Here is a 14182-nt window from a genome sequence, read left to right as displayed (position 1 = left end):
TTCCGAGACGTCCCCGCATCGATCACGCGGGGCGCGAGCTCGCCGCTTCGGTGACGATCCGGTCCGGGTGGGTGTAGATGTTCATCGTCTCCCCACGGACGAAGCCGGCCAGGGTGAGTCCGGATTCAGCGGCCAGATCGACGGCCAGTGAGCTGGGTGCCGAGACGGCCGCGAGCAGCGGAATCCCGGCCATGACGGCCTTCTGCACCAATTCGAAGGACGCCCGGCCACTCACGACCAGCACCAGTTCGGTGGCCGGAATCCGGTGCTCGCGCACCGCCCAGCCGACCACCTTGTCCACCGCGTTGTGGCGGCCGATGTCCTCGCGGACCGCGAGCACCGCACCGTCCGCGGTGAACAGCCCGGCCGCGTGCAGGCCGCCGGTGGCATCGAAGACCGACTGCTCGCCGCGCAGCGTGTCCGGCATGGCGGCCAGCGCGTCGACGCCGATCATCGGCGCCGCGGCGGGCAGGGCGAAGCGGGTCCGGGTGCGGACCTCGTCGAGCGCGGACTTGCCGCACAGCCCGCAGGCGCTGGTGGTCAGGAAGTTCCTGGCCTTGACCGGGGCAGGTGTGCGCAGGGTGACGTCGAGGACGTTGTAGGTGTTGCGGCCCTCGTCGTCGGTGCCCGCGCAGTAGCGGGCGGCGAGGATGTCCTCGGCCGAGTCGATCACGCCCTCGGCGAACAGGAACCCGTGCACCAGATCGATATCGTTGCCGGGGGTGCGCATGGTGACCGTCAGCGACGCCCCGTTCACCCGAACCTCCAGCGGCTCCTCCACCGCCAAGGTGTCGGGCCGCTGTACCAGCCCCGCGGGCGAGACGCGCTGCATCCGGCGGCGAGCGGTGACCCGGCTCATGAGCGCGCCCGCTCCAGCCGGACGGTGACGGCCTTGGCCACCGGCGTATTCGATCGCGCCGCCACATGATCGAGCGGGATCAGCGGATTGGTCTCCGGGTAGTAGGCGGCGGCATTGCCGCGCGGGGTCGAATAGGCGACGATGCGGAAGCCCTCGACCCGGCGCTGCACACCGTCGCTCCACTCCGAGACCAGATCGACCAGCTCACCATCGGTGAAACCGAGGTCGGCGATGTCGTCGGCGTTGACGAGCACGACCTTGCGCCCACCGTGGATTCCGCGATAGCGATCCTCCAACCCGTAGATGGTGGTGTTGTACTGGTCGTGGCTGCGCAAGGTCTGCAGGATCAGCCGGCCCGGCGGCACCGGTAACCAGGTGAGGTCGTTGACGGCGAAGTTGGCGCGGCCGGTGGCGGTGCGGAATTCGCGGGCATCGCGCGGCGGATGCGGCAGCACGAAACCATTGCGCCTGCGGACCTTCCGGTTGTAGTCGGCGCAGCCGGGCACCACGCGAGCGATGGCGTCACGGATGCGGTCGTAATCACGGCGGAAATCGGCCCACGGCACCGGATGGTCCGGGCCGAACAGGTGCTGCGCCAGCTCGCAGACGATGGCGACCTCGCTGCGCAGGTGTTCGCTCACCGGGTGCAGCCGACCGGTGGACAGATGCACCATCGACATCGAATCCTCCACCGACACCTGCTGTTTCACGCCGTCTTGGACATCGAGATCGGTGCGGCCCAGGGTGGGCAGGATCAGGGCGGTGGCGCCGTGCACGACGTGGCTGCGGTTGAGTTTGGTGGAGACCTGCACGGTGAGATCGCAGGCCCGCAACGCCGCCTCGGTGACCTCGGTATCGGGGGTGGCGGCGACGAAGTTGCCGCCCATGCCGAAGAAGACCCGGGCCTTGCCGTCGCGCATGGCGCGAATGGCGTTCACCGTGTCCAGGCCGTGCGCGCGGGGTGCGGTGATGCCGAATTCGCGGTCGAGAGCGGCAAGGAACGATTCGGGCATCTTCTCCCAGATGCCCATGGTGCGATCGCCCTGGACATTCGAATGCCCGCGCACCGGGCACACACCGGCACCCGGTTTGCCGATCATGCCGCGCATCAGCAGCAGGTTGGTGGCTTCTTCGATGGTGGCGACACCGTGCGACTGCTGGGTGAGGCCCATGGCCCAGCAGACGATGACGCGCTCGGAGCCGGCGAACCGGCGCGCGGTGGACTCGAGTTGTGCGCGGGTGAGGCCGGTCGCCTGCTCGACCACATCGAGATCGACCGCGCGGACCTGCTTTTCGTACTCGGTGAACCCGGCGGTGTGCGCGTCGACGAAGGCCCGGTCGACGACGGTGCCCGGCGCGCGGTCCTCGGCCTCGAACAGCAGCTTGCCCAGGCCCTGGAACAGGGCCATATCGCCGCCGAGGCGGATCTGCAGGAAATCGTCGGCGATGGGGACGCCGGTGGTGAGACCCCGGACGGTCTGCGGATCGCGGAACCCGATCAGCCCGGTTTCGGGGAGCGGATTGACCGCGATGATGTGTGCTCCCGCGGCCTTGGCGTCGGCGAGAGCGCTGAGCATCCGCGGATGGTTGGTGCCCGGGTTCTGACCCGCGACGATGATCAGATCGGCAGCGGCGAAATCATCGATGGTCACCGAACCCTTGCCGATGCCGATCGAGCTGGTCAGCGCGGTGCCCGAGGATTCGTGACACATATTCGAGCAGTCGGGCAGGTTGTTGGTGCCGAAACTGCGCACCAGCAGCTGGTACAGGAACGCGGTCTCGTTGGCGGTGCGGCCGGAGGTGTAGAACACCGCTTCGTCGGGGGTGTCGAGGGCGCGCAGCCGGTCGGCGATCAGCTGATAGGCCTCGTCCCAGTCGATCGGGGTGTAGTGGTCCTGGCCGGGGCGCAGCACCATCGGGTGGGTCAGCCTGCCCTGCCTGCCGAGCCAGTATCCGGACTTACCGGACAGCTCGGCGATCGAATGGGCGGCGAAGAACTCCGGGGTGACGGTGCGCAGCGTGGCTTCCTCGCCCACCGCCTTGGCGCCGTTCTCACAGAACTCGGCGGGCCTGCGATGACCGGTGGGTTCGGGCCAGGCACATCCGGGACAGTCGAAACCGTCGACCTGATTGAGCCGAACCAGGGTGCGGGCCGTGCGGACCACACCCATGTCCTCGACCGCTCGCTTCACTGCGACGGCCACCGCGGTGACGCCTGCCGCCTGCTGTTTCGGCGGGGTCACCGACAGTGCGGACTCATCGATATCCTCGGTCGGCCCTTTACGGTGCATGGGGCCATTGTGCTCTCCGCGTCGGGGCCGCGTGCGGGATGGCCGGATCGCGGCGGGTGGACCGGCCGCGGCAGCCCGGCTCAGGCCGGCGCGTTGCCGTCGCCGGCGCGGTAGGTGAGCACATGTTCGCTGATGCGAACCCGCCCGCCCGGTGGCAACTCGGTGGGCGACCGGCCGACGCGAGTCCATTCGGGGGAGTCGGGCGTGGCGAGGAAGGTGCCCGAGGCGGTGCCCGCATCGCGGACGAAGACCTTGCCGCGATCCAGCGAGACGTAGGCGTGCACCCGGGAGATGTGGCGGTCGCGTTGCAACACGATCGGGGCCGCGGTGGCGCGGCGCACGGATTCGTCGGCCGACGGGCCGCGGCCGATGACATACGGGCGGTCCAGTGGGTAGGTGGCGCCGTCCTCGGCCACCAGCACGCCGGGGACCTGCGCGTTCGATGCGCGGCCGACGGCGAGGCGGGGCCTGCGGCGGACGGTGTCCGGTGCGCCCGGTTTGTGCAGCGCCACCGGTTCCGGCAGGTCGGGGCGCGGCGTCGCCGGAGCTTGCGACCAGGCCAGCGACATGGCCTGTGAGGCGTCGGAGGCCGGGGCACGATGCCGCGGTGCCGCCGGCGGTGTGCTCGGCGCCTGCGGGGCGGCGCGGGTGGCCGGATGCCGATCGGGTTCGGGATCGGCGTCGGCGGCGGCGAAGCCGGCGGGCGCGGTGGCGGGCGGCTCACCCGGTGGCGGGGCCGGCGTCGCCGCACGCGCGGCGGGCTTGCGCCCACTGCGGCGGACACCGGCGCGCAGCACGAAGCCGCCACCGGGAACGACGCCAGAACGCAGATCGGTGCGCGGATGTTCGGTGATCGGGGTCCCATTGTCCGGGCCGATGGTGATGGTGCGGATCGGCACGCTCACGATCTCGTCGACCCAGGTGAAGGCGCGCGACCCGGTGAGGCGCCGAGCCCCTTCGGCACCGTCGATCAGGGCAGCGACGGCGCCGCGCAACAGCACGAGCGTCCCGTCATCGGTGGGGGCGAGCACACCGAACGGTGGCGGCGCGGAACCCGCGCCGAACACCACCGCTGCCAGCCGCTGGGCAATGGCCGCACCCGGATGCTCGATCGCCGCCACGGCCTCCACCGCGCCGAGGATCCGCTCGGTAGAGGCGGTTTCGGCGCCGATGTAGATGATGACGTCGTCGAAGCGCGCCACCAGGCCTTCGCCCGGCGCGACGCCGACTGTGGATGATCTGCCGCGCACTCACGCCTCCTTCCTGGCGCACCCATCGGGTACCAGACTAGAGGCCATCTACCGGGGCCAGGCGGCTGTTGTCATTCGAAGAGTTCGTCCGTGGAGGTCGCGGTCACGGCCTGGCGCACCCATGCTTCGAGTTGGTCCAGGTCGCGGCAGGCGGCGACGCGTGCGCGCTGATCGGCAGACAGCTCCAACCCGCGCGCGGTGAGTACCGTCAGCACCAAGCGAGCCGCTTCTTCGGCCCGGCCTTCAGCCACGTACTTGCGCGCGATCCTGCCTTGGTACTCGGGTGCCATCGCCACCAGTTCCTCCAGACGTCGGCTGGCCGCGATCGACAATGCGTCGTCGACCAGGTCGTGATACATCTTCGCACGTTCGTCGTCGGTCTTCATCAAGCCGCTGAGGAACGCGTTCAGGACTTCGTCCATGTGCGGTCCGGACCCGTGCGCGATCGCGGACAGCGTTGCACGTTCAGGGCAACGTTGGGCGTCATCGCTGTCGGTCACTATCGGGATCCGCTCGGGTCCGAGGACGAGTGGTCGGATCACCGAACCCGCGGGATCGAGTTCGATCGGCTCGGCTGCCCAGCGTGCTACGGACGGAACCGGCGTGACCACCAGCAGCACCGCGGCACAGCGGAGCCGGGAACGCAGGGTAGTCAGGTAGACGGGCCATTTCCATCGACGATCCGCCTTTCTGCTCAGCTGTACTTCGACGCACACCCCCAGGAACGGTTTGTTCCGGTCGTCGCAGAGCGCGAGCGCCAGGTCGCCTCGGTACTCCTTGGGACCGACATCGGTGAAATCGCATGGTTCGGCGTGGATTCCGGAATTAATCGGCACCTCTAGGCCGAACTCGTCGGCCAGTAGCGTGGCCACCAGATTGGCGTCTGCGCGGAATAGATCAAGCAGACCTTCATGGAGGTAGCTCGGCATGGTTGCGGACGCTATACCAGGAGACCGGTAGATAACGAATCGGCAACGGTGTGGCGACGCGACTCGCGGTGCTGATCGGAAATCGGCTTGTCGGTGGCGATTTCGCGGATCACTGGTTGGCGCGAGCCATTGCCGCTTCGGCGGCGGGCAGTGCGGCCGCCCGGTCGGTGTCGACCAACCCGATGCGGGTGCGTCGGTCGAGGATGTCTGCCGTATCCAGGGCTCCCTCGTGGGAGATCGCCCAGGCGAATTCGGCTCGGGTGACGTCGATTCCGGGGGCCACCGGCTCCAGCAGGGCGGGGCCGGTTCCGGCTCGGGCGAGCACGGCGGGTGCTTCGGAGCCGTAGCGGTCGACCAGGACCGGGGGTGCGGCGATCTTGTCGCGGGCGGCGCCGGATGCCGCGCCGACCAGAGGCAGTCGTTTGGTGCGGCAGGGCGCTGCGTTCAGCCCCGCGTGGGCGACGGCGGCGTCGACGGTGTCCTCGGCCATCTTGCGGTAGGTGGTGAGTTTGCCGCCGACGATGGTGATCAGGCCGTCGGGGGAGCGCAGGACGGCATGTTCGCGGGAGATGTCGGCGGTGCTGTCGGTGCCGGTTTTCAGCAGTGGGCGCAGTCCGGCGTAGCTGCCGCGGATGTCGGCGCGGGTCAGTGGTTCGCGCAGGGCGGGGTTGATGGTGTCGAGCAGGAAATCGATCTCGGTGTCGGTGGGTTGCGGTTCGTCGGGCACCGGGCCGGGGGCGTCCTCATCGGTGAGACCCAGGTAGACCCGGCCGTGGGCGGCGGGGAAGGCGAAGACGAATCGGCTGGTGCTGCCCGGCACCGGCACCGTCAGCGAGGCGCTGAGCCCGCCGAAGGCCGCCGCGTCGAAGACCAGGTGGGTGCCGCGGCTCGGCCGCAGCTCGATGCTCGGGTCGACCTGATCGGCCCACACACCGGTCGCGTTGACGACGGCGCGGGCCCGCACGGTCAGCGTCTCGCCGGTGCGGGTATCGCGCAGGGTCGCGCGGTCGCCGGTGGCGGCGGTGACCTCGACCCGCGTCAGCACCGACGCCCCGGCCGCGGCCGCGGTCCGCGCCAGTGCCACGACCAGGCGCGCGTCGTCCACCAGTTGCCCGTCCCACGCCGTCAGGCCGCCGCGCAAACCCTCCCGCCGCACGGTCGGAGCCAGCCGAAGCGCCTCGGCGGCTGCCACGCGTCGTGATCGCGGCAGCAGACTCGCCGGTGTGCCCGCGCCGCGGCGCAGCAGATCACCGGCCAGGAATCCGGCGCGGACCAGCGAGCTCTGCGCCTTGCCGAGGGTGGGCAGCAGCGGCACCAGCTGCGGAATCGGGCGCACCAGATGAGGCGCGGTGGTGCGGATCAGGATGCCGCGCTCCACCGCACTCTCGTGCGCGATGCCGATATGACCGCCCGCCAGATACCGCAGCCCGCCGTGCACCAGTTTGGAACTCCACCGGCTGGTGCCGAAGGCCAGGTCGTGCCGTTCCACCAGCACCGTGCGCAGCCCGCGGGAGGCGGCGTCGAGCGCGACGCCAGTGCCGGTCACCCCGCCGCCGATCACCAGCAGGTCGATCTCGGCCGTATCGCCCAGCTCGGCCAGTTCGCGGTCGCGTCGCGCGGCATTGAGGGCGGAGTCACCGGTGGATGCCGGATGCTGAGTCATCGCAGTCCTTGTCGTCGGTCGTGTGCGGAATGAGATAGCCGTCGATGACGCGGCCCAGTTCGGCGTCCAGTGCGGCGCCGTCGAGCAGCCCGGAGACCGTCTCCGCCGACTGCACCACCGATTGCGCGATGAGCAGCAGCATGGTGGCCATCTGCTCGGGGTCGCCGTCGCGGACCGAGCCGTCGGTGTGGCCTTCCCTGATCCCTTCGGCGAACAGTTCGATCAGATGGCGCTGGTTGCGCCCGAGCCTGCCGAAGACGTAGGTGAGCATCAGATCGGTGTCGGCGCGGAAGATCTTGCGGAACAACGGGTTCGTGCGCACCGCCGCCGCCCCGGCGACGATGCCATCGACCATGCGCTGCCGCACCACGCCGTCGGTGGGCATCGCGGTGGTGAGGATGTCGCCCAGCTCGCGGACCAGCAGTTCGGCCACCAGCGAGCCGGTGTCGGGCCAGCGCCGGTAGACGGTCGGCCTGCTCACTCCGGCACGGCGCGCGACCTCGGTGAGTGTGGTGCGCCGTACCCCGAACTCCGCGACGCACGCGCGTGCGGCCTCCAGGATCGCGAGGTCGATGGGGTCGGTCGCCGATGGTTCGGCATGGGGTTCGTCGGAGACGGTCATGGGCTCACCACCGGGGGTCCTGGCATGGCGATCGGGGTGCCGGTCGTCACGCGGTACTGCGCGTTCAATCGGTTACTGCTTGACAGTCTATGTCAAACTGTAACGCATGGTCGATACGCAGCAGCCTGCCGGCGCCGAACCGGATCCCTTCGCGAATCCGGACGACGCGGCGCTCCCGACGAGTATGGTGTGGGACGCCTGGGGCGCTCCCGCTGGACACAAGCCGCTCTCGCCCCAGATCCGGGGCCTGCTGAAGCAGGTGTTCGGGGTGTCCGGCGAGACCGTGGCACGCCGCGATGAGGGCGACGTGCCGCTGCGCGATTCGGCGTTGACCCCGGCCGCGCGCGCCGGGCTGGCCGCGGTGGTCGGTGCCGGGCACGTCTCCACCGACCACCACGACCGGCTGCTGCACGCCGGCGGCAAGAGCACCCCCGACCTGCTGCGCCGCCGCGCCGAAGGCCCACAGGACGCGCCGGACGCGGTAGTTTTCCCCGCCGATCACGAACAGGTGGTCGCGGTACTCGGCTATTGCGCCGAGGCCGGGATCGCGGTCGTTCCATTCGGTGGCGGTACCAGCGTCGTCGGCGGACTCGATCCGATCCGCGGTGCGTTCGCCGCGGTGATCTCACTGGATCTGCGCAGGCTGAACGCGCTGATCGCGGTCGACCCGGTGAGCGCCACCGCGACGTTCGGTGCGGGCGTCACCGGTCCGCGTGCCGAGGAACTGCTCGGTGCGCACGGGCTATCGCTCGGGCACTTCCCGCAGAGTTTCGAATTCGCCAGTATCGGCGGGTTCGCGGCCACCCGCTCGTCCGGGCAGGCCTCGGCGGGCTACGGCCGCTTCGACGACATGGTGCAGGCCCTCACGATCGCCACGCCCACCGGCACACTCGATCTCGGTCGCGCGCCCGCCTCGGCGGCCGGACCCGATCTGCGCGAGCTGTTCGTCGGCTCGGAGGGCACGCTCGGGATCATCACCGCGGTGACGGTGCGCGTGCATCCGGTGCCGGAAACCATTGCCTACCAGGCGTGGTCGTTCCCGGACTTCGAGACCGGCGCGGCCGCGCTGCGGGCGGTCGTGCAGGCCGGTGCGGCGCCGACGGTGCTGCGGTTGTCCGATGAGATGGAGACCGGCGTCAACCTCGCCCGCACCGCCGATATCGGCGGGGAAGCGGTGCGCGGCTGCCTGGCCGTCACCACCTTCGAGGGCACCGACATGCACGTCGCCGCGCGCGGGCTGGAGGCAGGCGCGTTGCTGTCGGCCGCCGGCGGCACAGTGCTGGGCGAAATGCCGGCCCGCGAGTGGGAGAGCGGGCGGTTCTCCGCGCCGTATCTGCGGGATTCGCTGCTGGATGCCGGCGTGCTCTGCGAGACCCTGGAAACCGCGACCACCTGGTCGAACCTGTCGAACCTGAAGGCGAAGGTCACCGCCGCGCTCACCGAATCGCTCACCGGTCAAGGCACTCCGGCGCTGGTGATGTGCCATATCTCGCACACCTACCCGACCGGCGCCTCGCTGTACTTCACCGTCATCGCCAAACTGCTCGACGATCCGCTGGCCCAATGGCAGGCCGCCAAACGAGCCGCCGGCGACGCCATCGTCGCGGCGGGCGGAACCATCACCCACCACCACGCCGTCGGCGCCGACCACCGCGCCTGGATTCCGGACGAGATCGGCGACCTCGGCGTGCGGGTGCTGCGCGCGGTGAAACGCGAAATCGACCCCGCCGGCATCCTCAACCCGGGCAAGCTGGTCCCATGACGACGCAGTCGCGGCGCGAGATCCGCAAGGTCACGGTGGTGACCAACGCGCTGTCGGGGATGGGCAAAGGCAACGATGTCGCGGCTGCCGCCACCGCCCGGCTGGCCGAATGCGGCGTGCAGGTCACCGAGATCCGCGCGCCCTCGGCCGCCGAATCGGTGCGACTGGTACGGGCCGACGTGGCCGGGCCACAGCGCCCGGACGCGGTGGTCTGCGCGGGCGGCGACGGCTTGGTGTCGGTGATGCTCGAGGCGCTGGCGGAAACCGGCACACCGATCGGGCTGATCCCCGGCGGCACCGGTAACGACCTCGCGCGCGAGTTCGGCATACCCAACGACGATCCGGTGGCCGCGGCCGACGTGGTGCTCGGCGGGCTGACGCGCAGCATCGACCTCGGCCTGATCGACCGCACCGACGCCGGGCCCATGTGGTTCGCCACCATCACCGGCACCGGTTTCGACGCGCGAGTCACCTTGCGCGCCAACCGATTGCGGTGGCCGAAAGGTCCGCTGCGCTACACCGTCGCCGCGCTGGCCGAACTCGCCAGCCGAGCCGCCACCCCGTACCGCATCGAACTGTCGGACGGGCCCGGGCAGCCCGGCGCCGTCGTCGAGACGGACGCGATGATGGTCGCGGTCGGCAACACCCGGACCTACGGCGGCGGCATGCTGGTCTGCCCGGACGCCGTGGTCGACGACGGACTGCTCGATGTCACCGTGGTGCGCGCGGTCTCCCGGCTGAACATGCTGCGGTTGCTGCCCGCACTGGCCTCCGGCAAGCGGATCGACCATCCGGCGGTATCGCACTACCGCGGGCAGCGGATCACGCTGACCGCCCCGGGCGCACCTGCCACCGCCGACGGCGAGCCGGTGGGCACCTTGCCCATCACGCTGCGCGCGGTTCCCGGCGCGCTGTCGATCCTGGTGCCGGAGTAGGGCTGTGGGTCACGCCGGGTCGCCGTGGTGATCCGCGGTCGCGGCGACGCGGCGGCGAAGCCGGTGAGCTCGCCCGCGCGGCGATCCCTCGCATGGACGCGTTCGTGACGCGGCGGTCGGCGCACCGCCGCGTCCTCAGGCGGCGAAGCTGACGCGGCGCATCCCGCCGACGGTGTCGCGATCGGCGATGACGATCGAGGCCGGTGCCGGATCGGTGATCGGCCCGGCCTCCACCGCGCGCAGCAGCTGCTGCCAGCGCGCGCAGTGCAGCCGGAAAAAGAACCCGTTGACCCGCCGCCCGCGCGTGTACTGGCCCGCGCGGGCGATGGTCGCCGGGACGTCGATGAGGATCAGGTGCAGTTCCCGTCCGCGCGCCGCTGCCCAGCGGGCCAGCATCCGCCGCGCCCAGCCGAAGGTGGCGCAATCGTGCACGACGACCGGTCCGGCATTGTCGCGCAAGGCGTTCCGGATCCGCGTGTAATGCGCGATATGGACCACCGGCCGCCACAGCGGATACGGCAGCCTGCCCAGCCGGTGCCGCCACGCGTTGCGCGAATGCTGCGAATCGAGCACCATCGACCCGGCCGGCCCGGCGGGCGGCTGCTCGGCCTCGGCCGTCGACCCGAACAAGGCCCGTAGCGCCGTGCTCTTACCCGCGCCGGGGACGCCGGCGAACACCAGCACCGCCGTCGGCGGATACCGCAGCTCGTCGACCGCGCGGCCGCGTAGATCGTGTACCCGATGCGGTAGCAGCACGGAATCCGCAGCGGGCACAGGGGATTCGAAGGGAAGAGCAAGGGACGGTTCGAGCCGGGGGTTCACTCTTCCAGAGTTGTCAGTAATGTCCGATTCGGCAACCGGGTGTGACCAATCCGGGCGAAAACCGAAGCTGAGAATTGCCTATGGATCCGCTATCGCCCCCGCGATCGGCGGTAGTCTGTCAGGTGTAGGCGGAGTCTTCGGTGTCCCTCATCCACCGAAGACTCCGCCGGTGTTTTTCCGGCCCCGGGCCGATGAGTTCGCGAGCCCGCCGTGGGCGGCGTCGCCCCTGCGTCGAGTGGTCCGCGCCGACCACTAGAATCGCGGGGTGACCAGCGCAGCCCCAGACAACACGCGTAATCGTGCCGATGCCCTCCCCAAGAGCTGGAACCCCGGCGAGGTGGAGGCCGAGATGTACGAGCGCTGGGTAGCGGCCGGTTACTTCACGGCCGACCCGGCCAGCGCCAAGCCCGGCTACTCGATCGTGCTGCCGCCGCCCAACGTCACCGGCAACCTGCACATGGGCCACGCCCTCGACCACACGCTGATGGACCTGCTGGCCCGCCGCAAGCGCATGCAGGGCTACGAGGTGCTGTGGCTGCCCGGCATGGACCACGCGGGCATCGCCACCCAGACCGTGGTGGAGAAGCAGCTCGCCGTCGACGGCAAGACCAAAGAGGATTTCGGCCGCGAACTGTTCATCCAGAAGGTCTGGGACTGGAAGCGCGAATCCGGCGGCGCCATCCAATGGCAGATGCGCGCCCTCGGCGACAGCGTCGACTGGAGCCGCGACCGCTTCACCATGGACGAGGGTCTCTCCCGCGCCGTCCAGACCATGTTCAAGCGCCTGTTCGACGCCGGGCTCATCTACCGCGCGGAACGCCTGGTCAACTGGTCGCCGGAGCTGCGAACCGCCATCTCCGACATCGAGGTCAAATACGAAGACGTCGACGGCGAGCTGGTGTCGCTGCGCTACGGCTCGCTGCGTGACGATGAACCGCATGTGATCGTCGCCACCACCCGAGTGGAGACGATGCTCGGCGACACCGCCGTCGCGGTCCACCCCGACGACCCGCGCTACCAGGCGCTGATCGGCACGACCCTGGAACACCCCATCACCGGCCGTCGGATCCCGGTGATCGCCGACGACTACGTCGACCCGGAGTTCGGGTCCGGCGCGGTCAAGATCACTCCCGCGCACGACCCGAACGACTTCGAGATGGGCCTGCGGCACAACCTGCCGATGCCGACCATCATGGACGAGCGTGGCCGAATCGCCGGTACCGGAACCGAATTCGACGGCATGGACCGCTTCGAGGCCAGGGTGAAGGTGCGTGAGCGCCTGGCCGCCGAGGGCCGGGTCGTCGCCGAGAAGCGCCCCTACCAGCACAGCGTCGGCCATTCCGAACGCAGCGGCGAGCCGATCGAGCCGCGACTGTCGATGCAGTGGTGGGTCAAGGTGGAGTCGCTGGCCAAGGCCGCCGGCGATGCGGTGCGCAGCGGCGATACCGTCATCCACCCGGCCAGCCAGGAACCGCGCTGGTTCGACTGGGTCGACGACATGCACGACTGGTGCATCTCGCGCCAGCTGTGGTGGGGCCACCGCATCCCGATCTGGTACGGCCCCGAGGGCGAGATCGTCTGCGTCGGACCGGACGAGACCCCGCCCGAGGGCTGGGTGCAGGACCCCGACGTGCTCGACACCTGGTTCTCCTCCGGGCTGTGGCCGTTCTCGACCATGGGATGGCCCGACCCCAGCCCCGAGATCGAAAAGTTCTATCCCACAAGCGTTCTGGTCACCGGCTACGACATCCTGTTCTTCTGGGTGGCCCGGATGATGATGTTCGGCACCTATGTGGCCGACGACCACGTCATCACCGCAGGCAAAGGCAGCGCCACGCAGGTGCCGTTCAAGGACGTCTTCCTGCACGGGCTCATTCGCGACCAGCACGGCAAGAAGATGTCGAAATCGCGCGGCAACGGCATCGATCCGCTGGAGTGGATCAACTCCTACGGTGCCGACGCCTTGCGCTTCACCCTGGCCCGCGGCGCCCAGCCAGGCGGCGACCTGTCGGTCGGCGAACCGCATGCGCTGGCCTCGCGCAGCTTCGTCACCAAGCTGTTCAACGCCACCAAGTTCGCCCTGATGAACGGCGCCCGCCCCGGTGAGCTGCCCGACCGCGCCACCCTCACCGACGCCGATCTGTGGATCATCGACCGGCTCGACGCCGTGCGCGCCGAGGTCGACGCGGCCTTCGACGCCTACGAATTCGGCAAGGCCTGCGAGGCGCTCTACCACTTCGCCTGGGACGAGCTGTGCGACTGGTACCTCGAACTGACCAAGGTGCAGTTCGCCGCCGACGACGCGCGCGCCGAATCCACTCGCATCGTGCTCGGGTCGGTGCTCGACGCGGTGCTGCGGCTGCTGCATCCGGTGATCCCGTTCGTCACCGAATCGCTGTGGCGGGCGCTCACCGGCGGTGAGTCGATCGTGATCGCCGACTGGCCGCAGCCCACCGGCCGAGCCGCCGATGCAGGTGCGGCACAGCGCATCGCCGACACCCAGCGGCTGATCACCGAGATCCGGCGCTTCCGCAGCGACCAGGGCCTGGCCGATAAGCAGAAGGTCGCGGCGAAGCTGATCGGGGTGGACGCCGCGGGGCTCGCCGAGCTCGAACGCTCCATCACCGATCTGGCCCGGCTCACCGCGCCCGGTGACGATTTCGCCGCCACCGCCTCGGTGGAGGTCCGGCTCAGCGGCGCCACCGTCACCGTCGAAGTCGACACCTCCGGGGCGGTCGACCTCGACGCCGAACGTCGTCGCCTGGAAAAGGACCTGGCCGCCGCGCAGAAGGAATTGGCGGGCACCACCGCCAAGCTCGGCAACGAGGCCTTCCTCGCCAAGGCCCCGGAGCAGGTCGTCGACAAGATCCGCACCCGCCGCGATGTGGCCGCCGCCGAGGTGGAGCGCATCAGTGCCCGGCTCGCCGAACTGAGCGGCAAGTGACCGGCCCGGAGGAGACCGACGGCCCCGACTTCGCCCACGAGGCCGGCAACGCCGAACCGGAACCCCAGCACGGCATCGGGGCGCCGCTGGGCTCCGGGCCGTCGC

The 14182-nt window shown here is 70.0% G+C and carries 10 protein-coding genes; 3 read left to right on the top strand and 7 right to left on the bottom strand.

The window, feature by feature from the left end; translation table 11 throughout:
• Positions 1-22: 22 nt before the first annotated feature.
• The 6 genes from fdhD to AC5W7N_RS20025 form a co-directional block, all read right to left on the bottom strand.
• The gene (gene fdhD / locus AC5W7N_RS20050; protein ID WP_195021400.1) at positions 23-859 is read right to left on the bottom strand and encodes a formate dehydrogenase accessory sulfurtransferase FdhD; all 837 of its coding nucleotides are present in this window, start codon (positions 857-859) and stop codon (positions 23-25) included.
• Positions 856-3150 carry an FdhF/YdeP family oxidoreductase gene (locus tag AC5W7N_RS20045; protein ID WP_490725480.1) on the bottom strand — a complete coding sequence of 765 codons (2295 nt, stop codon included), beginning with the start codon at positions 3148-3150 and terminating at the stop codon, positions 856-858. Before AC5W7N_RS20045 ends, fdhD begins: the two co-directional genes overlap by 4 nt.
• An 80-nt stretch (positions 3151-3230) precedes the next feature.
• Positions 3231-4400: an FHA domain-containing protein gene (locus AC5W7N_RS20040; RefSeq protein WP_194992355.1), complete on the bottom strand. Its 1170-nt coding sequence runs from the start codon at positions 4398-4400 to the stop codon at positions 3231-3233.
• Positions 4401-4471: 71 nt separating this feature from the next.
• Positions 4472-5329, bottom strand: a complete 858-nt coding sequence (locus AC5W7N_RS20035; RefSeq protein WP_195007232.1) for a hypothetical protein — start codon at positions 5327-5329, stop codon at positions 4472-4474.
• A gap of 109 nt (positions 5330-5438) precedes the next feature.
• Entirely contained in the window at positions 5439-6992 is a 1554-nt protein-coding gene (locus tag AC5W7N_RS20030) for a glycerol-3-phosphate dehydrogenase/oxidase (RefSeq protein ID WP_194991408.1), read from the bottom strand.
• Positions 6964-7614, bottom strand: coding sequence for a TetR/AcrR family transcriptional regulator (locus tag AC5W7N_RS20025; protein ID WP_194991407.1), 651 nt, complete (start codon positions 7612-7614; stop codon positions 6964-6966). Before AC5W7N_RS20025 ends, AC5W7N_RS20030 begins: the two co-directional genes overlap by 29 nt.
• A gap of 184 nt (positions 7615-7798) precedes the next feature.
• Between AC5W7N_RS20025 and AC5W7N_RS20020 the strand changes: the two genes are divergently transcribed.
• Both AC5W7N_RS20020 and AC5W7N_RS20015 read left to right on the top strand, forming a co-directional pair.
• Positions 7799-9376 (top strand): FAD-binding oxidoreductase, encoded by a 1578-nt coding sequence (locus AC5W7N_RS20020; RefSeq protein ID WP_194991410.1) that lies wholly within the window; start codon positions 7799-7801, stop codon positions 9374-9376.
• A complete protein-coding gene (locus AC5W7N_RS20015; RefSeq protein ID WP_195021396.1) occupies positions 9373-10311 on the top strand; it encodes a diacylglycerol kinase in 939 nt (312 codons plus the stop codon). The genes AC5W7N_RS20020 and AC5W7N_RS20015 overlap by 4 nt, the downstream gene beginning before the upstream one ends.
• Positions 10312-10446: 135 nt before the next feature.
• On the opposite strand, the gene AC5W7N_RS20010 is transcribed toward AC5W7N_RS20015, so the two are convergent.
• Positions 10447-11133, bottom strand: a complete 687-nt coding sequence (locus tag AC5W7N_RS20010) for an AAA family ATPase (protein WP_324197447.1) — start codon at positions 11131-11133, stop codon at positions 10447-10449.
• Positions 11134-11398: 265 nt separating this feature from the next.
• Between AC5W7N_RS20010 and AC5W7N_RS20005 the strand changes: the two genes are divergently transcribed.
• Positions 11399-14077, top strand: coding sequence for a valine--tRNA ligase (locus AC5W7N_RS20005; protein WP_194991406.1), 2679 nt, complete (start codon positions 11399-11401; stop codon positions 14075-14077).
• The last annotated feature ends 105 nt before the right edge of the window (positions 14078-14182 follow it).

Source organism: Nocardia sp. CDC519 (assembly GCF_059509835.1).
This window is presented reverse-complemented; position numbering and strand designations above follow the sequence as displayed.

Coding starts and splice junctions, on each gene's coding strand:
- AC5W7N_RS20020 (WP_194991410.1), top strand. CDS start 7,799: ATGGTGTGGGACGCCTGGGGCGCTCCCGCTGGACACAAGCCGCTCTCG.
- AC5W7N_RS20045 (WP_490725480.1), bottom strand. CDS start 3,150: ATGCACCGTAAAGGGCCGACCGAGGATATCGATGAGTCCGCACTGTCG.
- AC5W7N_RS20030 (WP_194991408.1), bottom strand. CDS start 6,992: ATGACTCAGCATCCGGCATCCACCGGTGACTCCGCCCTCAATGCCGCG.
- fdhD (WP_195021400.1), bottom strand. CDS start 859: ATGAGCCGGGTCACCGCTCGCCGCCGGATGCAGCGCGTCTCGCCCGCG.
- AC5W7N_RS20015 (WP_195021396.1), top strand. CDS start 9,373: ATGACGACGCAGTCGCGGCGCGAGATCCGCAAGGTCACGGTGGTGACC.
- AC5W7N_RS20025 (WP_194991407.1), bottom strand. CDS start 7,614: ATGACCGTCTCCGACGAACCCCATGCCGAACCATCGGCGACCGACCCC.
- AC5W7N_RS20035 (WP_195007232.1), bottom strand. CDS start 5,329: ATGCCGAGCTACCTCCATGAAGGTCTGCTTGATCTATTCCGCGCAGAC.